Below are 20,274 nucleotides of genomic sequence, written 5' to 3'. Positions count from 1 at the left end.
GAAGGAGGAATATATTGTGGAAAGAAATCTGAGAAAAACACGTGTAGGTATCGTTACAAGTGACAAGATGGACAAGACAATCGTTGTTTCTATCGTAGATAATGTTAAGCATCCTCTTTATGGAAAGATCGTAAAGAGAACTTACAAGTTAAAGGCTCATGATGAGAAGAATGAGTGCAATATTGGCGATAGAGTAAGAGTTATGGAAACAAGACCTTTATCAAAGGATAAGAGATGGAGACTTGTTGAGATTATAGAGAAGGCTAAATAAGGAGGCAAATAAAATGGTTCAGCAGGAAACAAGACTTAAAGTTGCTGATAATACTGGTGCCAAAGAGCTCCTTTGCATCAGAGTTTTAGGCGGCTCAGTAAGAAGATATGCAAATATCGGCGATATCATCGTTGCCTCTGTTAAAGACGCAACACCAGGCGGAGTTGTTAAAAAAGGTGATGTTGTTAAGGCCGTAGTAGTAAGATCAAAGAAGGGCGCTCGTCGTAAGGATGGTTCATACATCAAGTTTGATGAGAACGCAGCAGTTATTATAAAAGACGATTTAAATCCAAGAGGAACACGTATCTTTGGACCAGTTGCAAGAGAGTTAAGAGACAAGAAGTTCATGAAGATTGTCTCACTTGCACCTGAAGTATTATAAGGAGGTGTAGACCATGGCAACATTAAAGATTAAGAAAGATGATATGGTACAGGTTATTGCCGGCAAGGACAAAGGCAAAGAAGGCAAGGTCCTTCGTGTTGACAAGAAGAACGGTACTGTAGTCGTTGAAGGCGTAAATAAAGTATTTAAGCACAGCAAGCCAAGCATGGCTAACCAGGCAGGCGGAATTATCGAAATGGAAGCTCCAATGGACATCTCCAATGTAATGTATCTTTACAAAGGCAAGCCGGTAAGAGTTGGTTTTGAAGGAACAGGTAAAGATAAAGTCCGTGTTGCTAAAGTAGATGGCAAAACAGAGAAGATAGATTAATTGGAAGGAGGTCGTCTTAGTTGAGTAGACTTAGAGAAAAGTATGACGCTGAAATCAAAAGCGCCATGACTGAAAAATTTGGATATAAAAATGTAATGCAGATCCCAAAGCTTGATAAGATCGTTATTAACATGGGCGTTGGTGAAGCAAGAGAAAATGCTAAAGTTTTAGACGCAGCTATCAAGGATCTTGAAACAATCGCTGGTCAGAAGGCAGTTGTTACACGTGCGAGAAAGTCCGTTGCTAACTTCAAGTTAAGAGAAGGAATGCCTATCGGATGTAAAGTAACACTTCGTGGCGAGAAGATGTATGAGTTCTTAGATCGTCTTGTAAACCTTGCACTTCCTCGTGTACGTGACTTTAGAGGTGTTAATCCTAATGGTTTCGATGGCAGAGGTAACTATGCTTTAGGTATCAAGGAACAGCTTATTTTCCCGGAAATCGAGTACGATAAGATTGATAAAGTCAGAGGTATGGATATCATCTTTGTTACAACAGCAGAGACAGACGAAGAAGGTCGTGAACTGTTAACATTATTTGGTATGCCTTACAGCAAATAATTAAAGGAGGAAGATTCGTTATGGCTAAGACAGCAATGAAAGTTAAACAGCAGCGTAAACAGAAGTTCTCATCAAGAGAATATACACGTTGCAAGATTTGTGGACGTCCACACTCAGTATTAAAGAAATACGGAATCTGTAGAATCTGCTTCCGTGAATTAGCATACAAGGGACAGATCCCTGGCGTTAAGAAATCAAGCTGGTAAGAGATAGAAGGAGGAAGAAATATTATGTCAATGAGCGATCCAATAGCAGATATGCTTACAAGAATTCGTAATGCTAACACAGCAAAGCATGATACAGTAGAGATCCCTGCTTCAAAGATGAAAAAGGCTATTGCTGACATCCTTTTATCAGAAGGATATGTTCAGGCAGTAGACATTATCGAAGATGGTAAGTTTGAGACAATCAAAATTACATTGAAGTATGGTGTAGATAAGAACGAGAAGATCATCACAGGCCTTAAGAGAATCTCTAAGCCGGGTCTTCGTGTATATGCAAGTAAGGATGAGCTTCCAAGAGTACTTGGTGGACTCGGAACTGCAATTATTTCAACAAACAAAGGTGTACTTACTGACAAGGAAGCAAGAAAGCAGAATGTTGGTGGTGAAGTATTAGCATTTGTTTGGTAGGCATTGAGCACTTAGTGAGCACAAGCTGAAAGCGCCGTGCGAAGTTAGTGCGAAAGCCCATCCCGAGACTTAACGAATACGAGTCGAAGACGATGGATGAGTTTAGTTCGAGTGGATGTCATTAGAGCACTTAGTGAGCACAAGCTGAAAGCGCCGTGCGAAGTTAGTGCGAAAGCTGATAAAACATTCCTCCGGCATCATTTCCTGAAAAATACCGGAGGTTAAAGCCTGCATGGATACACTCCATGCAGCACAAATACAAATATTATAAATTTTAAGGAGGAAGGCGAAATGTCACGTATCGGAAGAATGCCTATCGCTGTACCTGCAGGAGTGACTGTAGATATCGCAGAAAATAATAAAGTGACTGTTAAAGGACCAAAGGGAACACTTGAGAGAGTTCTCCCGGCAGAAATGGATATTAAGTTAGAAGCTGATGTAATTACAGTTTCAAGACCTAATGATTTAAAGAAGATGAAGTCTTTACACGGACTTACCAGAACACTTATCCACAACATGATCGTTGGTGTTACAGAGGGTTATGTTAAGGATCTGGAAGTAAACGGTGTAGGTTATAGAGCTCAGAAGCAGGGCAATAAATTAGTTCTTGCTCTTGGTTATTCACATCCAGTTGAGATGGTTGACCCAGAAGGTATCGAAGTAAAGGTTGATGGTAACAAGATTTCAGTTGTTGGTATTGACAAGGAAAAAGTTGGTCAGTATGCAGCAGAGATCAGAGAAAAGAGAGCACCGGAACCTTACAAGGGCAAAGGTATCAAGTATGTTGACGAGACTATCAGACGTAAAGTTGGTAAGACTGGTAAGAAATAATAAAGGAGTGAGATAAGATGGTTAATAAAGAATCAAGAAGCGAAGTTCGTATTAAGAAGCATATGCGTGTTCGTAATCATTTAGCTGGAACAGCAGATAGACCACGTTTAGCAGTTTTCAGAAGTAATAATCATATGTACGCTCAGATTATTGATGATTCAGTTGGAAACACAATTGTAGCAGCATCAACAGTAGAGAAGTCAATCAAGGAAGCACTTGAGCAGACAGATAATGTAGATGCAGCAGCATACGTTGGTAAAGTCGTTGCTGAAAGAGCACTGGAAAAGGGAATCAAGACTGTTGTATTTGACAGAGGAGGATTCATCTACCAGGGTAAGGTTCAGGCATTAGCAGATGCAGCAAGAGAAGCTGGTCTAGAATTCTAAGAAGGAGGAAGAACAACATATGAAGCGTGAAATAATTGATGCTAGTAAATTAGAATTAGAAGATAAAGTAGTAGATATCAAACGTGTAACTAAGGTTGTTAAGGGCGGACGTAATTCTAGATTTGCATGTCTTGTAGTTGTTGGTGACAAAAACGGTCATGTAGGCGTAGGCGTTGGTAAGGCTGTAGAAATTCCAGAAGCTATCCGTAAGGGTAAGGAAGATGCAGCTAAGCACCTTGTTACAGTTCCTGTAAATGAAAACGGAAGTATCCCATATGATTGGAACGGAGAATTCGGTAGCGCAACAGTATTGCTTAAGTCAGCTCCAGAAGGTACCGGTATTATCGCCGGCGGTCCTGCCCGTAACGTACTTGAGCTTGCCGGATACAAGAATATCCGTACAAAATCCTTAGGATCAAACAACAAACAGAACGTAGTTCTTGCAACAATCAAAGGTCTTTCAGAGATCAAGACTCCGGAAGAAATCGCAAGACTTCGTGGAAAATCTGTTGATGAGATACTTAACTAAGGAGGTATTATAAGATGGCAGATAAGTTAAAAGTTACTTTAGTAAAATCACCAATCGGATGCGTACCAAAGCATAAGAGAACTGTAGAAGCATTAGGACTTAAGAAGGTAAACAAGTCAGTTGAACTTCCTAACAATGCTGCAACTCTTGGTATGGTTAAGCAGGTTAGTTATTTAGTAAAGGTAGAAGAGATTTAATTATATTTGAAGGAGGTGCAGGTCGTGAATTTATCAACATTAAAGCCAGCAGAAGGTTCTAAGCATAGTACTAATTTCAGAGTAGGCCGTGGTCATGGTTCAGGAAATGGTAAGACTGCAGGTAAGGGCCATAAGGGTCAGAAGGCACGTTCAGGATCACCTAGACCAGGATTTGAAGGCGGACAGATGCCTTTATATAGAAGAATCCCTAAGAGAGGATTTACATGTATCAATCACAAAGATATCGTTGCAATCAATGTTTCAGTTCTTGATCGTTTCGAGGATGGAGCAGAGGTTACAGTAGATACACTTGTTGAATGCGGTATCGTAAAGAATCCACGTGATGGAGTTAAGATTCTTGGAAATGGAGAGTTAACAAAGAAGCTTACAGTTAAGGCAAATGCTTTTTCAAAGTCAGCAGTCGAGAAGATTGAAGCTCTTGGCGGAAAAGCAGAGGTGATCTAATAATGTTTAAAACCTTTATCAATGCATTCAAAGTAAAGGAATTAAGACAGAAATTATTATACACATTCTTTGTTCTTATAGTAGTCAGGCTGGGAAGCCTGATTACTGTACCGGGAATCCGTGCTGATGCAATTAAAGAGTATCTGAGCAATGCACTTGGAGATTCTTTTAATCTGTTCAGCTCATTTACCGGAGGATCGTTCGATCAGATGTCAATATTTGCATTGAACGTAACACCATATATTACAGCTTCCATTATCATTCAGCTTCTTACCATAGCAATTCCTGCTCTGGAAGAGATGCAGAAAGATGGTGAAGACGGAAGAAAGAAAATTACAGCAATTACCCGTTTTTTAACGATCGGTCTCGCAATTCTGGAAAGTGCAGGTCTTGCGATCAATTTCGGAAGAAAAGGATTCATGGACAGCTACAATTTTTGGACAGTATTGACAATGATCGTTATCCTTACCGGTGGTAGTGCGTTTGTAATGTGGCTTGGCGAGCGTGTAACAGATCGTGGTGTGGGAAATGGTATTTCCATTATCCTGTTGATCAACATCGTATCAACCATGCCAAATGATTTCAAGAATATTTACACACAGTTCATCAAAGACAAAGATCCGGTCAGAATGTGTCTAATTGCACTTTTGGTTGTTGCAATTGTTGTATGTGTAACCATTCTTGTATGTATGCTTCAGGGAGCTGAAAGAAAGATTCCTGTACAGTATGCAAAGAAAGTTCAGGGTAGAAAGCAGATGGGAGGTCAGTCCTCCAACATTCCGCTTAAGGTAAATACAGCAGGCGTTATTCCTGTAATCTTCGCTTCTTCACTGATGGCGATTCCTTCTATTATAACAAGTTTATTTGGAAAGAGTCCATCCGGTGTCGGTGCTAAGATCCTTCAGGGAATGAGCCAGTCATACTGGTTTAATGCGAACTATCCTTGGGGATTCCTTGGATTGGCAGTATATATCTTACTTGTGTTCTTCTTCGCTTATTTCTATACAGCAATTACCTTCAATCCGATGGAGATTGCAAATAACATGAAGAAGAGCGGTGGTTTTGTACCGGGTATCCGACCGGGTAAGCCAACCCAGGACTATTTAAATAAAATACTGAACTATATTATATTTATCGGAGCAGTTGGTCTTTTGATCGTTGCGATGATTCCAATGTTCTTTAACGGATTTTTCAGTGTAAATGTTTCATTCGGTGGAACATCCATCATCATCGTAGTTGGTGTTGTAATTGAAACCATGAAGAGTCTGGAATCACAGATGTTAGTAAGACATTATCAGGGATTCTTATTAGATTAATTGTAAGATAAAGATATAAAAAACACGAAAAATGGGAGTGTACACTTGTGCACTTCCTATTCGTGTATTATAGTATAAGTATCTATGGCTTGTTCATTTGGAGGACGGGCTGATAACAGGAGGGATTGCAATGAATGTATCCCGCAGGAAAATAAAAAATGGAGGTTATATATGAAGATAATTATGTTAGGTGCACCAGGCGCAGGCAAAGGTACACAGGCTAAAATGATCGCTGAGAAGTACGGAGTACCTCATATCTCAACAGGAGATATTTTCAGAGCAAACATCAAGAACGGAACAGAACTCGGAGCAAAGGCAAAAGAATATATGGATAAGGGACTTCTTGTTCCGGATGAATTAGTTGTAGATCTTGTAATCGACAGATTCAAAGTAGACGACTGCGCAAAGGGATATATCCTTGATGGATTTCCAAGAACAATTCCACAGGCAGAGGCACTTGACAAAGCATTATCAGCAATCGGTGATTCTGTAGACTATGCTATCAATGTAGAAGTACCGGATGAGAACATCGTTCGCAGAATGTCCGGAAGACGTGCATGTGTTGGCTGTGGTGCAACATATCATATTGTATATAACCCTACAAAAGTAGAAGGCAAATGTGATGTATGTTCATCCGATCTTATCTTAAGAGATGATGATCAGCCGGAAACAGTATTAAACAGACTGAAAGTATATCATGAGCAGACACAGCCATTGATCGATTTCTATGCTAAGAAGGGTATCTTAAAAGAAGTTGACGGAACAATGGATATGAATGATGTATTTGCAGCAATCGTTAAGATTTTAGGTGAATAAAATGGCAATATCTATAAAATCTGAGAGAGAAATTGAATTGATGAAAGAAGCCGGCAGAATTCTTGCTCTCACACATGAGGAGCTGAAGAAGGCGATCAAACCGGGAATCACAACCTATGCAATTGATAAACTTGGTGAAGAAGTGATCAGAAGTTATGGCTGTATTCCTTCTTTTCTGAATTATAATGGTTATCCGGCATCTATCTGTGTATCAGTGAATGAAGAAGTTGTTCATGGTATACCATCAAAGACAAGATTTCTGAAAGAGGGCGACATAGTAAGTCTTGATGCAGGAGTTATCTATAAAGGATATCACTCCGATGCAGCAAGAACTTACGGAGTAGGAAAGATTTCACCGGAAAATGAGCATCTGATTGCAGTAACTAAGCAGAGCTTTTTCGAAGCAATGAAGGTTGCTGTTCCGGGAAATCATATTCGAGATATCGGAAGGGCTGTAGAGCGGTATGTTTTAAAATTTGGATATGGAATCGTAGAAGACCTGGTTGGACATGGTGTTGGAGCAAATCTTCACGAGGATCCGGAAATACCGAATTTTGAAACAATCAAAAAAGGACCGAAGCTGAAACCGGGAATGACGATTGCGATCGAACCGATGATAACAGCAGGTGATTATGAAGTAGACTGGCTGGATGATGACTGGACGGTTGTAACCGTGGACGGGTCCAATGCAGCACACTATGAGAATACGATCCTTATTACAGAGGACAGACCGATCATCTTGTCGCAGGCAGAAGGATTGGAATTATAGAAATAAAAAATGAATTCAAAATCTCAAGGATTTTAAGGAGGATTAAAAATGTCAAAGGCAGACGTAATTGAAGTAGAAGGAACAGTAATCGAGAAGTTACCAAATGCAATGTTTCAAGTAGAGATCGAGAATGGTCATAAGGTTTTAGCACACATTAGTGGTAAGCTCAGAATGAATTATATCAAGATCCTTCCGGGTGATAAGGTAACAATTGAATTATCACCATACGACCTGACAAAGGGAAGAATTGTTTGGAGAGATAAATAAATTCTTCTATATAAAGAGGTATGTAATGAACATCCTGTAAAGATATTCCCTTTATGGGATGTGATTTATCATAATAAACCCATTAATATGAAAAAAACAGAAAATGGGACTTGCATTCTATTGTGAAAAATGATAGAATGCCTATTTGTAGCGGACTTTTTTTGAAAGGAGATTTTCTAATGAAGGTTAGAGCATCAGTAAAACCTATGTGCGATAAGTGCAAAGTTATCAAGAGAAAGGGAATCGTTAGAGTTATCTGCGAGAATCCAAAGCACAAACAGCGTCAGGGTTAATCAAAAAAAGAAACTGGGTATCCGGATGATAGCCCATCCATATGATATCTTGTTTTTTATGTATCAACACACACGGATGTGTTGTAAATTTTAAAAGCGGCTGTAGCATAATCATTATATGCTAGTAAAAATAAAAAAATAGGCAGCGAGATGGAAACATATGCATTTCACCTCAGCATTTTCATGTTGAGATATGTCGAGATCCGATATGCCGGACAGAAGAATTTTTACGGAGGTTAATTAGAATGGCTCGTATTTCAGGTGTTGATTTACCAAGAGACAAGCGTGTTGAGATTGGTCTTACTTATGTATATGGTATAGGTTTGGCATCTTCACAGCGTATCCTTAAGGAAGCAAATGTTAATCCTGACACACGTTGTAATGATTTGACTGATGATGAAGTAAGAAGAATCAGCGAAGTAATCAATGCAACACAGACTGTTGAAGGAGATTTACGTAGAGAAGTAGCACTTAACATCAAGCGTTTACAGGAAATTGCATGCTACCGTGGTAAGCGTCATAGACAGGGACTTCCTGTTCGTGGACAGAAGACAAAGACAAACGCAAGAACACGTAAGGGACCTAAGAAGACAGTAGCAAACAAGAAGAAATAATACTGTTTTCATTTGTTCTTATATATAGTAGAAGATAAGAGATCTTCTGCACCGGGCAGAAGATAAAGTACATTTGTATAAATTTGGAAAACCATAGGAGGTTTAAGAGTTAATGGCTAAGCAAGTTACTAAAAAAGTGGCTAAGAAGCGTGTCAGAAAGAGTGTTCAGCACGGACAGGCTCATATTCAGTCATCTTTCAATAATACAATCGTTACATTAACAGACGCTGAAGGTAATGCACTTTCATGGGCAAGTGCTGGCGGTTTAGGATTCAAGGGTTCTAAGAAGTCAACACCATATGCTGCTCAGATGGCTGCTGAGACAGCTGCAAAGGCTGCTGCTCCTTACGGATTAAAGACTGTTGATGTTATGGTAAAAGGCCCAGGCTCAGGTAGAGAAGCAGCTATCCGTGCTCTCGCAGCTTGCGGTATCGATGTTGTAAGTATCAAAGACGTTACACCAGTTCCACATAATGGTTGTCGTCCACCAAAGAGAAGAAGAGTCTAATTAGGAGGTACAGAGTAAGATGGCAGTAGATAGAACCCCAGTTCTTAAGAGATGCAGATCTTTAGGCATGGAGCCAATGTATCTCGGAATTGACAAGAAATCAAATAGAAAATCAACAAGAGCAAACAGAAAAGTAAGTGAGTATGGTTTACAGCTTCGTGAAAAGCAGAAGGCTAAGTTCATTTACGGTGTATTAGAGAAGCCTTTCCGTAACCTTTACGCTAAGGCAGAGCAGCAGAAGGGCTTAACAGGTCCTAACCTTATGACATTACTTGAGTTAAGACTTGATAATGTTATCTTCAGATTAGGTTTTGCAAGAACAAGAAGAGAAGCAAGACAGATCGTAGATCACAAGCATGTACTTGTTAATGGAAAGAGTGTTAACATTCCTTCATACCAGGTAAAGGCCGGAGACAAGATCGAGATCAGAGAGAAGAGCAAATCCTTACAGAGATATAAGGATATCATTGCTGCAACAGAAGGACATTTAGTTCCAGGTTGGTTAACCGCTGACAGAGAAAACCTTTGTGGAGAAGTAGTTGAGAAGCCAAACAGAGAGCAGATCGATGTTCCTGTAAACGAGACCCTTATTGTCGAGTTATATTCCAAGTAATAAGAATAAATATGATCATCCGTACATCCATCCGGGATTTACCCGTGTGGATGTCTGGATGCAGAATATATTTATGATATTTGCAAAGTTGGAGTATACCAGTTAATTACCCATAAAGGAGGGGCTTAAATGTTTGAGTTTGAGAAACCAAAAATTGAGATAGTTGAGATTTCAGATGATAACAAGTATGGTAAGTTTGTAGTAGAGCCTTTAGAGAGAGGCTATGGTACAACCCTTGGTAATTCATTAAGAAGAATTATGCTTTCTTCATTACCTGGTACAGCAGTAACACACGTTAAGATTAAAGGTGTTTTACATGAGTTCAGTTCTATTCCCGGAGTAAAGGAAGATGTAACTGAGATCGTTATGAATATCAAGTCTTTAGTAATAAAGAACAATTCATTAACAAATGAGCCGAAGCAGGCTTATATCGATGTAGCTGGTGACTGTGTTGTCAGAGCATCTGATATTCATGTAGACGGCGATATCGAGATCATCAATCCTGATCTTGTAATTGCAAATCTTAGTGGCCCGGATGCAAGACTTGAGATGGAACTCACCATCGGCAACGGCAGAGGCTACGTTGGTTCTGATAAGAATAAAGAAGCAGATGCACCGATTGATGTCATCGCTATTGATTCTATATATACACCGGTTGAGAGAGTTAATCTTACAGTTCAGAATACTCGTGTTGGTCAGGTTACAGATTATGATAAGCTGACACTTGATGTATTTACAAATGGTGCTATCGCACCGGATGAGGCTGTCAGCCTCGCTGCAAGAGTCCTTGTAGAACATTTGAACCTGTTCGTTGATCTGTCTGAGAACGCAAAATCCGTTGATGTAATGGTTGAGAGCGTAACAGATGAGAAGGAAAAGGTTCTGGAAATGAATATTGATGAGCTTGAATTATCAGTTCGTTCATACAACTGCTTAAAGAGAGCCGGTATCAATACAGTTGAAGAATTGATCAATAAGACCCCGGAGGATATGATGAAAGTTCGTAACCTCGGTCGTAAGTCATTAGATGAAGTATTAGCTAAGCTGAAAGAATTAGGCTTATCACTGAATGACAGTGAGGAATAATACTTTTTACCACTCAAGCCGAATAATAGTAAGCACAGTGAAGACCCGCAAGGGTAAGGAGGATAAATAAAAATGGCAATGTATAGAAAACTTGGAAAAGCAAGCGCACAGAGAAATGCATTACTTCGTAACCAGGTAACACAGTTATTATACCATGGTAAGATCAGAACAACAGAAGCTAGAGCTAAGGAAGTTGTTAAGATTGCAGAGAAGCTTATCACATTAGCAGTTAAGGAAAAGGATAACTATGATGAAGTTACCGTTACCGCTAAGGTTGCTAAGAAAGATAAAGATGGTAAGAGAGTGAAGGAAGTTGTTGATGGTAAGAAAGTCACTGTATATGATGAAGTAGAAAAGACCATCAAGAAGGATCAGCCTTCAAGACTTCATGCAAGAAGAGAAATGCTTAAGGTATTATATCCGGTTGTTGAAGTTCCTACAGATGCTGCCGGAAAGAAAGCCGGTACAAAGAAAGTTGATTTAACAAGCAAGTTATTCGATGAGTACGGTACAAAGTACGCAGGACGTAAGGGTGGTTACACAAGAATCATCAAGATCGGTCAGCGTAAGGGCGATGCTGCAATGGAAGTTATTCTTGAGTTAGTATAATTATAAACATAAGGGCTGTCAGGTACATGTATGTGTATTTGGCAGCTTTTTTATTATACTAAGATGCAGACTTTATATTTGCAAAGATGTTGATTCGATGGAATTATCGTATTTGTTTAGAAACATAGGAGAGTGTACATGAGTTTTATTCAGGTGAAAAAGCTTGGACATAAATTTAATATCAAGGACAAGGATGGAAATGTTACAGGTGAAAAATGGGCTGTGAAGGATATGGATTTTGTTGCCCATAAGGGACAGATCATTGCCGTTCTTGGACGTAACGGTTCGGGAAAGTCAACATTTGCCAGACACCTGAATGGCTTATATGCACCAAATCAGGGAACGGTATGGATACAGGGAGATTCTGATGTATTAGATACGAGCCGGGAAGATGATCTGCTGGCCATCCGTCGTGCAGTCGGGATGATCTTTCAGAATCCGGACAACCAAATGGTAGGAAATACGGTTGCGGAAGATGTAGGATTTGGTTTGGAAAATCTGGGCTTTGAAGCAGAGAAGATATGGGAGCGAATCAACGAAGTACTTCGATTGACAGGGATGGAGGCATATCTGGAACGAAATGTATCACATCTAAGCGGTGGACAGAAGCAAAGACTGGCAATCGCATCTGTGATGGCCATGTCACCGGAATGTATCGTTATGGATGAAGCAACTGCCATGCTCGATCCTGTGGGAAGTAGACAGATACTTGATACCTTATATCATTTGAACCGGGAGTTTGGCATTGCGATCATTATGATCACACATCGGATGGAGGAAACGGTTCGGGCAGATCAGATCTATGTAATGGATGATGGAAATGTAGAGTTGATTGGCGCACCATATGAGATTTATCCACAGGTAGAGAAGTTAGAGCAGCTTGGTCTTGACAGTTTATTGCCATATAAGCTGTTGCATGAGTTGAAAGTAGATTATTCCGATGATAAGAAATTTGTCAAAAATTTGGATGAAGACGCAAAAAGTGCGTTGGTTGATAGAAAAGAGGGGATCTTGTCGGTAAAGGATGCTGCGGACAGGATAAAGGCATGTTTGCGTGATGAAAAATCTTTTGTAAACAGACAAGAATCAGCAGAACATTTTAATTCGGCGCAGAAAGATATACCATCAAGTAAAAATGAGGATGGAATACATGAGGATATCCTTGATAATAGAAATAACATAGATAGAGAAGAACACAATGGTATGTTATTGGATGCCGGGATAAAAAAAGATATCTTGGTCGAGGCTGATAATCTGGAGTATTCTTATAAGGATGGTGCGGTACTGGTTCCTGCGGTAGAGCAGGTGTCATTTCAGATCAGAAAAGGAGAGATCCTTGCGGTGGCAGGACAGACCGGTTCCGGGAAAAGTACGCTGTTATATATGTTAAATGGTATTTATCGTCCGATGGGGGGAACGCTTAAGGTTGATGGAATTGATGTAGGAAAGACGAAGAATCTGAAAGAATTGCGGAAGAAGATTGGATTTGTGTTTCAGTATCCGGAGTATCAGTTATTTGAAAGTACGGTGTTAGCGGATGTAATGTATGGCGCATTGAACTTCGGGATGTCGAAAGCAGAAGCAGAACAGGCGGCAAGGGAAGCATTGGCACTTGTGAATATATCAGAGGAATATTTTGAATATTCTCCGTTTGACCTTTCAGGCGGACAGAAGAAGCGTGTAGCACTTGCTGGAATCCTTGCATATATGCCGGAGATCCTTATTCTCGATGAGCCGGTTGCCGGCATGGATCCGAAATCCAAACGGGAATTATTTGCACTGATCCGCAGATTACATGAAGAACGGAATATAACTGTAATCTTTGTATCACACGACATGAAGGATGTGTATGAGATTGCAGATCGTATACTGGTTATGGGACAGGGAAAGCTGGTCTATGATGGAGCAGTAGAGCAGGCATTTGGAACGCCGGAGATTGTAGAAAAACTGGGCTTAGAGATGCCGGAAATGGCGAAGCTCAGGGAGGCATTACTGCCGGAGATCAAACTTACAGCAAGAAGCGTGGCGGGCGTGATTGAGGAACTTAGTGGGCTAAAGAATATATAAGAAGAGATATAAAATTAATGAAGCTATAGAGATTGATGGTGACATTTCAAAAACATGAACACAGCATGAGAAAGTGGATAGTTATCAGATAATATAGAGGAAAGAAGCATGGTAAGAGACATTACGATCGGACAATATTATAATACCAGATCACCGATTCACGAGCTGGATGCCAGAACAAAACTGGTGCTCACGATCGTATATGCGGTTACGATCTTCTGGTGCAAGGATTTGTGGACTTTTCTTGCTGCAACAGCATTTCTTATTGTGTATGTAGCATTAAGCCGTGTCCCGTTATCTTTTATCTGCCGGGGACTTAAGGCTGTCTTGGCATTTATATTATTTACAGCATTTTTCAGTCTGTTTAATGGTGATGGAAGGGTTCTGGTCAGTATCTGGAGATTTCATATCACGACCGGCAGCTTAAAGACAACCGGAATTGTAGTATTTCGTTTCGTATATCTGATTATTGGCTCATCGGTCATGACATATACAACACTTCCGCTGGCACTTACAGCAGGTTTGGAGAAGCTGTTTGGATTCCTGAAGATCTTCCGTGTTCCGGTATCAGATATGGCCTTGATGCTTTCAATTACGCTTCGTTTTATTCCGATTCTGATGGAAGAATTGGACAAAATTATGAAAGCGCAGCTTTCGCGTGGAGCAGATTTTGAAAATGGAAATGTTTTCAAACGGATACGAAGCTATACCCAGATATTTATTCCGTTATTTGCATCTGCGATCCGACGTGCAACCGATCTGGCATATGCGATGGACGCCAGATGTTATCACGGAAGTGAATGCCGTACCAGCATGAAACCGTTGAGATATAGTAAAAAAGATGCATTTGCATATGGTCTGCTGGTGGTTTATGTGGTAGGATTGATCTTGATGAAGATATATTTATAACAGGGAACCGGGAAAATGAAACGAGTAAAATTGGTGGTAGCCTATGATGGTACAAATTATCATGGCTGGCAGGTACAGGACAATGGAATAACGATAGAGGAAGTGCTGAACCGGACGATCAGCGAACTGGTGCAGGAGGATATCAAGGTGATCGGAGCCAGCAGAACGGATGCAGGCGTACATGCCTGTGGAAATGTGGCAGTATTTGACACTGAATCCCGGATACCGGGGGATAAGTTTTCCTTTGCGTTAAATCAGCGGCTTCCGGACGATATCCGGATTCAGGAATCCTGCGAGGTGGATGCAGACTTTCATCCGAGATATGCAGATACAGTGAAAACTTATGAATATAATATATTGAATCGGCGGTTTGAGCTGCCATCAAAACGGTTATATGCGGCATTTTGCTATTATCCGATGGATATAGAGCGGATGAATCAGGCGGCTGCTTATCTGGTTGGTGAGCATGATTTTAAGAGCTTCTGTTCGGCAGGCGCACAAGTACAGACGACGGTTCGGACGATATATGCAGTAAATGTGACGAAAGAGGATGACATGGTTCATATCAGGATCACGGGAAATGGTTTCTTATATAATATGGTAAGGATCATTGCAGGAACTCTGATGCAGGTCGGAACCGGGCTGATGGAGCCTGAACAGGTGAAGGAGATCCTGGAAGCGAGAGACCGGAGCAAGGCAGGACCGACCGCAGTTGCGAAAGGCTTGACACTGGTGGAGATCCGATATGAATAAAAGAATCGTTTGTATATGTATGAGTGTGCTTTTATGTCTGACTATTATATGTACGGACACAGGCACAGATGTACATGCCAGATATTATGAAGATAATGACAAATATATAGAACAACGTGTAGCTGACAGGATGAAGAAAATGAGCTGGGAGGAGAAGATAGCCCAGATGATCCTTGTGAAGGCTCCTGCTAAAAATGCAGTTAATATCCAGAAGCAATATCAGTTTGGCGGATATGTTTTGTTTGGGGAAGATTTTGCAAACAGTACTCCTGATACATTACGAAACAGAATTTATGGAATTCAAAAGGCGTCAAAGATTCCGATGTTGATCGCAGTGGATGAAGAAGGCGGAACTGTTGTAAGGGCATCCAGATATCGCCAGTTCCGATCCACGTCATATGCATCACCGAGAGCGGTTTTTTCTGCAGGTGGATGGAATGGCATTGTAAAAGACACGAAGAATAAAGCAAAATTTCTGAAAAAGCTTGGAATCAATACAAATCTTGCACCGGTTGCCGATGTTGCATATGATTCAAGTAACTTTATTTACAATAGAAGTTTTTCTACAAATGCAACGGATACTTCCAGATATATTAATCTTGTGGTGAATAACATGAAACAGGAGGATATGATCAGCTCATTAAAACATTTTCCGGGCTATGGAAATAATGGAGATACGCATACGAATCTGATTCATGATTACCGAAGTTATAACAGTTTTAAAAAACGTGATCTGAAGCCATTTCAGGCGGGAATCCGGTCGGGATGTGATATGATTATGGTAAGCCATAATATTGTACATTGTTTTGATTCTAAAAATCCGGCATCTATATCACCGAAGGTAAACAAATACATTAGAAATACAATGGGATTTAAAGGTGTGATCGTTACGGATTCGTTGTCGATGGCAGGAGTACGGAGCTTTACCGGAAGTGAGGGTGAGAGTGCTGTCAGAGCAGTTCAGGCAGGAGACGATCTTCTCTGCACGGAGCATTATAAAGAAACATATCAGGCATTGCTTCGGGCTTACAAGACAAAGCGGATATCGAAAAAACGGATCAATGCATCTGTCAAAAGAATTCTCATGATGAAATACCGCCGTGGTCTGAACGGAAGATTTGCGGTCAGACGCAGATAGCATATTTGAATGCGAAATGGTAGATGAATGCTGAAAAATAAAGAAAAACGCCTGAAAAAATAAAGAAAGTTTATTGACACACACGGATGAGTATTGTATAATGTCCAAATGTGTGAAGTTTAAAGATACGGTGTGAACCAATGCCCCGGTAAACAACGTATTTGAGGATATACCATATTAATATTTTAGAAAATAATTTAGGAGGTACCACGATGAAGAGCTTTATGGCAAGCCCATCAACAATAGAAAGAAAGTGGTATGTAGTTGACGCTACAGGACATACTTTAGGACGCTTATCATCAGAGATAGCAAGCATTTTAAGAGGAAAGAATAAGCCAACATTTACACCACATATCGATACAGGTGATTATGTAATAGTAGTAAACGCAGACAAGATTAAGGTTACCGGTAAGAAGATGGATCAGAAGATCTACTACAACCACTCAGATTATGTAGGCGGAATGAAAGAGACTACATTAAAAGAGAAGATGGCTAAGAAGCCAGAGGATGTTATCCGTTTAGCAGTTAAGGGAATGCTTCCAAAGGGACCACTTGGAAGAGACATGATTACAAAGCTTTATGTATACGCTGGACCTGATCATAAGCAGCAGGCTCAGAAGCCAGAAGTTTTAGAGATTAAGTACTAAGAAGGAGGATATCATCAATGGCTAAAACAACTAAGTTCTATGGAACAGGAAGAAGAAAAAGCAGTATCGCCAGAGTTTATATCGCTCCAGGTACTGGTAAGATCACAATCAACAAGAAAGATATGGACGAGTACTTCGGACTTGATACACTGAAAGTTATCGTTAAGCAGCCATTAGTTGCTACAGGTACAGATGGTAAGTTCGACGTTATGGTTAACGTAAAGGGCGGCGGCTTCACAGGTCAGGCCGGTGCTATCAGACATGGTATTTCAAGAGCATTACTTGAGGCTGATTCAGAAGAATACAGACCAATCCTCAAGAAGGCCGGATACCTTACAAGAGATCCTCGTATGAAGGAAAGAAAGAAGTACGGCTTAAAGGCAGCTCGTCGTGCTCCACAGTTCTCAAAGAGATAATTTTTCGGAAAAGAGAATATCAAGAGTATATTACACCTCAGAACTTCGGTTCTGGGGTGTTTTTTTATTTGAACTGTGGTATTATTATAATATAATGATAAGAAAAATTATTTGAAGGGAGTGAATTAAATGAAAGATTATGCGGTTCTAACTAATGATGGAAAGTACACAATTTTTGAATTTAATAATCAAAGGGTTCGTTTTATCACTTCTGATAAATTGGAGAGATATACAAAAGTAGTTGAATGGGATAATGGATATCTAGTTGTTATGGCAAAGTACAAAGAAATGCCCGAAGTTGAAGAATATATAGATTTAATTCCAATACTAAACATGTTATATTATGATACTGAAACATTTTTGAAACCAATTAAGGAGGTTAAGATTAATGCAGCTTAGTGTAAAAGATATAGCTGATCATGCAAATATGATTATCAATGGATATGCCTATACAAAAGATGGTGATTATATCAGAGTGCTTAATCTTAATTGCTTGAATAATGCAGCGGTTATTTATAAAGATGAAATAGTAGAAACGAATATGGATGATATTGAAATTCAGATTGTGTTAGATTATTACAATAAAAATAAAGAATTTATGGAGGAAGCCGATGCCGAAGTATTATGAATTTAAGGTGTGTGGTTATTATTTATATTATACTGCAAGCTGCGTTATTGAGGCTATGCATGTCCATGCGAGTGACAGAAAATTAACAGAGGCCGGTTCAGCAAAATTCTTTGTAAAAAGTGATGGAGATACAACCATTGAGAAACAAGGTCAATTAAATGAGCGAGAAATAAGAGAAATTAGAAAATTTATTAAAAAGAACTATAAAGAAATGTATTTAAAATGGCAGCAGTTGTCGAATAATGGATATTATGGAGAGTAAATTTTAATGAGTAGTTCTCATACACAAATCCCCTATTTATGCAATGTCATTAACTTAACGTTTGGAGCATACCCTTATTTGTAAGAGTATGCTCCAAACGTTAAGTTAATGACATTGTATATTTACTGGCTTAAAGATTCCGAGAGATTATTTATTACGGTGGGAGAAACGATTATGAATTGTTGTATTTGTAAAAAAGAGTTTATAGAGTCAGAGAAAAAGGTAAATTTTATTCCTAATAATGATGAAAGTAAAATTTGTGAAAATTGTTATAATAGAATCTCTTACTTAAAACAATATGGAGGAGATGCAAAAAATAATATATCAGAAAGGTCTTATGAATTTTTACATAATAAGCGAGATGAGATTAATAACCCAGAGGTGTTAAATAGACTTGATGAGATTCTTGGATTATATTCAGACGAAGAGACATATAATAGAATGAAACAAGAAAAAGTCGAACAACAACAGCGGGATAGAAGCGAATTTCAAAGGGAATTAGAAAAGCAACATAAACAAATGTTTAACGGCGCAGGTGCTGTGTATTATGATGTATTGATGTCTACAACTCATTTTTTAGAAGGATATGAAATAGACGAATATGTTGATATTGTAAATAGTGAATACATTATTGGAACAGGTATTTTTTCAGAGTGGGGAGCTTCATTTAGCGATTTGTTTGGAACGCAGGCTACCGGATATCAAGGAAAATTGTCTAAAGCAAAGCAAATGGCATTATATATTTTGAAAGCAAAAGCACATCAATTGAAATGCAATGCGGTTCTTGGCATAGATATAGATATATCGACTATAGGGAATAATATGATTATGGTTTCTTCTAACGGAACAGCAGTAAGAGCAAAGAAAATTACAAAAACAGAATAAAGCTAGAGTGTGTGGGTTTGTCACCACATATATATTATGTACATTATGAGTGCAAATTGTGAAAGCATTCAGATCAGCAGAAAAGGACTGAGTATTCTCAGCTACAAATGGGAAGTTGATGAAACGATTATATCCACCATTCGGGTGTTAAATCTTCGAGAGTTACTATCCTCTCATTTTCATAATCCATCATTATTTCAATCTTCCTATATTCTTTTGGCATTAACTGTGTCATAAATTCCCGACACGCTCCACATGGGGGAATGGATTTACCATCTCTATCAATAGCAATAACTCGCTTTATAGCATCTTCCCCATTAGTAATCATGTTAAAAATAGCATTACGTTCAGCACAAATCCCCAATGTACACGCTGTATCTACACAAACTCCAACATATATTTTGCCTGATACTGATTCTACTGCTGCGGAAACTCCGCCTGCCTCAATGATTTTAGAGACATCTCGTGGTCTTAATACTTGTTTTGCTGCTTTATACAATTCTTCCCATTTACTATCCATGGATTTAATCTCCTTTTCAAATTACCGTTTATCGCTCTGTTTAGCATAACTATAGCACACAAAGAAAATCGCTTACTGGTTTACAATGCTGTTACTGTATCCATTCAGTTCATCATCTCTCGACAGTCGCTCATAGAGTGCTGCTATTTTGTTATTGTCCGGTCTCTTCATAAAATCTCCTTTCCGAGGTATCCATACCTCTGTGACCGGGCATCTATGGATGAATTTATCTATCATAGATACAGGGTCACTGCTATATAATCTTGTGATTCGGGAACAGATTTTCTAAAAATGACCATAAAAATGACAGGGCATGTAACCCTGTCATAAAGTCAGAAATTGTTCCTTCACTTATAGGAGAAATTTGAGGGAATAAGCGGAACTGTTTTTTTCTAAACAATAGTATGTAAATGTTTACGACAAATGTAATTTGACGCTCTATTAATGCTATTAAACCCAATCAATAGCATTCTTTACAAGTTTGACAAATGGTTCATAGGTCAGATTTTGGGTAGTGTGTGCAGGAACGATACAGCAGATTTTTCCTTTGCCATAGGTGTGAATCCATACAGCA

32 protein-coding genes are annotated in these 20,274 nt (G+C 39.3%); 31 read left to right on the top strand and 1 reads right to left on the bottom strand.

The window, feature by feature from the left end; all coding sequences use genetic code 11:
• Nucleotides 1–13 precede the first annotated feature (13 nt).
• The 31 genes from rpsQ to GT641_RS11880 all read left to right on the top strand — a co-directional run bounded on the left by rpsQ (nt 14) and on the right by GT641_RS11880 (nt 19,180).
• The gene (rpsQ, locus tag GT641_RS12030; protein WP_173783815.1) at nt 14–271 is read left to right on the top strand and encodes a 30S ribosomal protein S17; all 258 of its coding nucleotides are present in this window, start codon (nt 14–16) and stop codon (nt 269–271) included.
• A gap of 13 nt (nt 272–284) precedes the next feature.
• Nucleotides 285–653: a 50S ribosomal protein L14 gene (rplN, locus tag GT641_RS12025; RefSeq protein ID WP_008402739.1), complete on the top strand. Its 369-nt coding sequence runs from the start codon at nt 285–287 to the stop codon at nt 651–653.
• 13 nt (nt 654–666) lie between these two features.
• Nucleotides 667–984 carry a 50S ribosomal protein L24 gene (rplX, locus tag GT641_RS12020; protein ID WP_008402738.1) on the top strand — a complete coding sequence of 106 codons (318 nt, stop codon included), beginning with the start codon at nt 667–669 and terminating at the stop codon, nt 982–984.
• Nucleotides 985–1,004: 20 nt separating this feature from the next.
• Nucleotides 1,005–1,544 carry a 50S ribosomal protein L5 gene (gene rplE, locus GT641_RS12015; protein WP_008402736.1) on the top strand — a complete coding sequence of 180 codons (540 nt, stop codon included), beginning with the start codon at nt 1,005–1,007 and terminating at the stop codon, nt 1,542–1,544.
• Nucleotides 1,545–1,564: 20 nt separating this feature from the next.
• Nucleotides 1,565–1,750, top strand: coding sequence for a type Z 30S ribosomal protein S14 (locus tag GT641_RS12010; RefSeq protein ID WP_008402734.1), 186 nt, complete (start codon nt 1,565–1,567; stop codon nt 1,748–1,750).
• Nucleotides 1,751–1,774: 24 nt separating this feature from the next.
• A complete protein-coding gene (rpsH, locus tag GT641_RS12005) occupies nt 1,775–2,176 on the top strand; it encodes a 30S ribosomal protein S8 (RefSeq protein ID WP_044946095.1) in 402 nt (133 codons plus the stop codon).
• A 291-nt stretch (nt 2,177–2,467) separates the two neighbouring features.
• On the top strand, nt 2,468–3,007 hold the full coding sequence (gene rplF / locus GT641_RS12000) for a 50S ribosomal protein L6 (protein ID WP_044946090.1): 540 nt from the start codon (nt 2,468–2,470) through the stop codon (nt 3,005–3,007).
• A 17-nt stretch (nt 3,008–3,024) separates the two neighbouring features.
• Nucleotides 3,025–3,393 carry a 50S ribosomal protein L18 gene (rplR, locus tag GT641_RS11995; RefSeq protein ID WP_008402729.1) on the top strand — a complete coding sequence of 123 codons (369 nt, stop codon included), beginning with the start codon at nt 3,025–3,027 and terminating at the stop codon, nt 3,391–3,393.
• 19 nt (nt 3,394–3,412) lie between these two features.
• Entirely contained in the window at nt 3,413–3,922 is a 510-nt protein-coding gene (gene rpsE / locus GT641_RS11990; protein WP_008402728.1) for a 30S ribosomal protein S5, read from the top strand.
• A gap of 14 nt (nt 3,923–3,936) precedes the next feature.
• Entirely contained in the window at nt 3,937–4,119 is a 183-nt protein-coding gene (gene rpmD, locus GT641_RS11985; protein ID WP_008402727.1) for a 50S ribosomal protein L30, read from the top strand.
• Nucleotides 4,120–4,143: 24 nt separating this feature from the next.
• On the top strand, nt 4,144–4,584 hold the full coding sequence (rplO, locus tag GT641_RS11980) for a 50S ribosomal protein L15 (RefSeq protein ID WP_021944970.1): 441 nt from the start codon (nt 4,144–4,146) through the stop codon (nt 4,582–4,584).
• A 2-nt stretch (nt 4,585–4,586) separates the two neighbouring features.
• Complete coding sequence (gene secY, locus GT641_RS11975) at nt 4,587–5,900, top strand: preprotein translocase subunit SecY (RefSeq protein WP_008402725.1); 1,314 nt, start codon at nt 4,587–4,589, stop codon at nt 5,898–5,900.
• 171 nt (nt 5,901–6,071) lie between these two features.
• Entirely contained in the window at nt 6,072–6,716 is a 645-nt protein-coding gene (locus GT641_RS11970) for an adenylate kinase (protein WP_161117671.1), read from the top strand.
• 1 nt (nt 6,717) lies between these two features.
• Nucleotides 6,718–7,485, top strand: a complete 768-nt coding sequence (gene map, locus GT641_RS11965) for a type I methionyl aminopeptidase (RefSeq protein ID WP_044946089.1) — start codon at nt 6,718–6,720, stop codon at nt 7,483–7,485.
• A 48-nt stretch (nt 7,486–7,533) separates the two neighbouring features.
• On the top strand, nt 7,534–7,752 hold the full coding sequence (gene infA / locus GT641_RS11960; RefSeq protein WP_008402721.1) for a translation initiation factor IF-1: 219 nt from the start codon (nt 7,534–7,536) through the stop codon (nt 7,750–7,752).
• Nucleotides 7,753–7,931: 179 nt separating this feature from the next.
• Nucleotides 7,932–8,045, top strand: a complete 114-nt coding sequence (gene rpmJ, locus GT641_RS11955) for a 50S ribosomal protein L36 (RefSeq protein WP_044946087.1) — start codon at nt 7,932–7,934, stop codon at nt 8,043–8,045.
• Between the two features lie 245 nt (nt 8,046–8,290).
• A complete protein-coding gene (rpsM, locus tag GT641_RS11950) occupies nt 8,291–8,659 on the top strand; it encodes a 30S ribosomal protein S13 (RefSeq protein WP_008402720.1) in 369 nt (122 codons plus the stop codon).
• Between the two features lie 112 nt (nt 8,660–8,771).
• Nucleotides 8,772–9,167 carry a 30S ribosomal protein S11 gene (gene rpsK, locus GT641_RS11945; RefSeq protein WP_008402719.1) on the top strand — a complete coding sequence of 132 codons (396 nt, stop codon included), beginning with the start codon at nt 8,772–8,774 and terminating at the stop codon, nt 9,165–9,167.
• A 19-nt stretch (nt 9,168–9,186) separates the two neighbouring features.
• Nucleotides 9,187–9,780, top strand: a complete 594-nt coding sequence (gene rpsD, locus GT641_RS11940; protein ID WP_008402717.1) for a 30S ribosomal protein S4 — start codon at nt 9,187–9,189, stop codon at nt 9,778–9,780.
• Between the two features lie 129 nt (nt 9,781–9,909).
• Nucleotides 9,910–10,866, top strand: a complete 957-nt coding sequence (locus GT641_RS11935) for a DNA-directed RNA polymerase subunit alpha (RefSeq protein WP_008402715.1) — start codon at nt 9,910–9,912, stop codon at nt 10,864–10,866.
• Between the two features lie 72 nt (nt 10,867–10,938).
• On the top strand, nt 10,939–11,475 hold the full coding sequence (locus GT641_RS11930; protein ID WP_008402714.1) for a bL17 family ribosomal protein: 537 nt from the start codon (nt 10,939–10,941) through the stop codon (nt 11,473–11,475).
• A gap of 138 nt (nt 11,476–11,613) precedes the next feature.
• Nucleotides 11,614–13,542, top strand: coding sequence for an energy-coupling factor transporter ATPase (locus GT641_RS11925; RefSeq protein WP_161117670.1), 1,929 nt, complete (start codon nt 11,614–11,616; stop codon nt 13,540–13,542).
• A gap of 108 nt (nt 13,543–13,650) precedes the next feature.
• Nucleotides 13,651–14,451, top strand: coding sequence for an energy-coupling factor transporter transmembrane component T (locus GT641_RS11920; protein WP_161117669.1), 801 nt, complete (start codon nt 13,651–13,653; stop codon nt 14,449–14,451).
• A gap of 15 nt (nt 14,452–14,466) precedes the next feature.
• Nucleotides 14,467–15,204, top strand: coding sequence for a tRNA pseudouridine(38-40) synthase TruA (gene truA / locus GT641_RS11915; RefSeq protein ID WP_161117668.1), 738 nt, complete (start codon nt 14,467–14,469; stop codon nt 15,202–15,204).
• On the top strand, nt 15,197–16,342 hold the full coding sequence (locus GT641_RS11910) for a glycoside hydrolase family 3 N-terminal domain-containing protein (RefSeq protein WP_161117667.1): 1,146 nt from the start codon (nt 15,197–15,199) through the stop codon (nt 16,340–16,342). The genes truA and GT641_RS11910 overlap by 8 nt, the downstream gene beginning before the upstream one ends.
• A gap of 212 nt (nt 16,343–16,554) precedes the next feature.
• Complete coding sequence (gene rplM, locus GT641_RS11905; protein WP_008402709.1) at nt 16,555–16,989, top strand: 50S ribosomal protein L13; 435 nt, start codon at nt 16,555–16,557, stop codon at nt 16,987–16,989.
• A gap of 17 nt (nt 16,990–17,006) precedes the next feature.
• Nucleotides 17,007–17,405 (top strand): 30S ribosomal protein S9, encoded by a 399-nt coding sequence (gene rpsI, locus GT641_RS11900; protein WP_008402708.1) that lies wholly within the window; start codon nt 17,007–17,009, stop codon nt 17,403–17,405.
• A 129-nt stretch (nt 17,406–17,534) separates the two neighbouring features.
• The gene (locus GT641_RS11895; RefSeq protein ID WP_161117666.1) at nt 17,535–17,804 is read left to right on the top strand and encodes a hypothetical protein; all 270 of its coding nucleotides are present in this window, start codon (nt 17,535–17,537) and stop codon (nt 17,802–17,804) included.
• A complete protein-coding gene (locus tag GT641_RS11890; protein WP_161117665.1) occupies nt 17,794–18,033 on the top strand; it encodes a hypothetical protein in 240 nt (79 codons plus the stop codon). The genes GT641_RS11895 and GT641_RS11890 overlap by 11 nt, the downstream gene beginning before the upstream one ends.
• Nucleotides 18,017–18,295, top strand: coding sequence for a DUF4160 domain-containing protein (locus tag GT641_RS11885; protein WP_161117664.1), 279 nt, complete (start codon nt 18,017–18,019; stop codon nt 18,293–18,295). Before GT641_RS11890 ends, GT641_RS11885 begins: the two co-directional genes overlap by 17 nt.
• Before the next feature lie 174 nt (nt 18,296–18,469).
• Nucleotides 18,470–19,180, top strand: coding sequence for a YbjQ family protein (locus GT641_RS11880; protein ID WP_161117663.1), 711 nt, complete (start codon nt 18,470–18,472; stop codon nt 19,178–19,180).
• Nucleotides 19,181–19,307: 127 nt separating this feature from the next.
• Here GT641_RS11880 and GT641_RS11875 read toward each other — a convergent pair whose 3' ends face one another.
• A complete protein-coding gene (locus GT641_RS11875) occupies nt 19,308–19,700 on the bottom strand; it encodes a cytidine deaminase (RefSeq protein ID WP_161117662.1) in 393 nt (130 codons plus the stop codon).
• Nucleotides 19,701–20,274 lie beyond the last annotated feature (574 nt).

Origin of the sequence: Clostridium sp. BIOML-A1 (assembly GCF_009874105.1) — a bacterium.
GTDB lineage: Bacteria > Bacillota > Clostridia > Lachnospirales > Lachnospiraceae > Coprococcus.
Note: the sequence above shows the minus strand (reverse complement) of the source record. Positions and strands in the feature narration are given on the sequence as shown.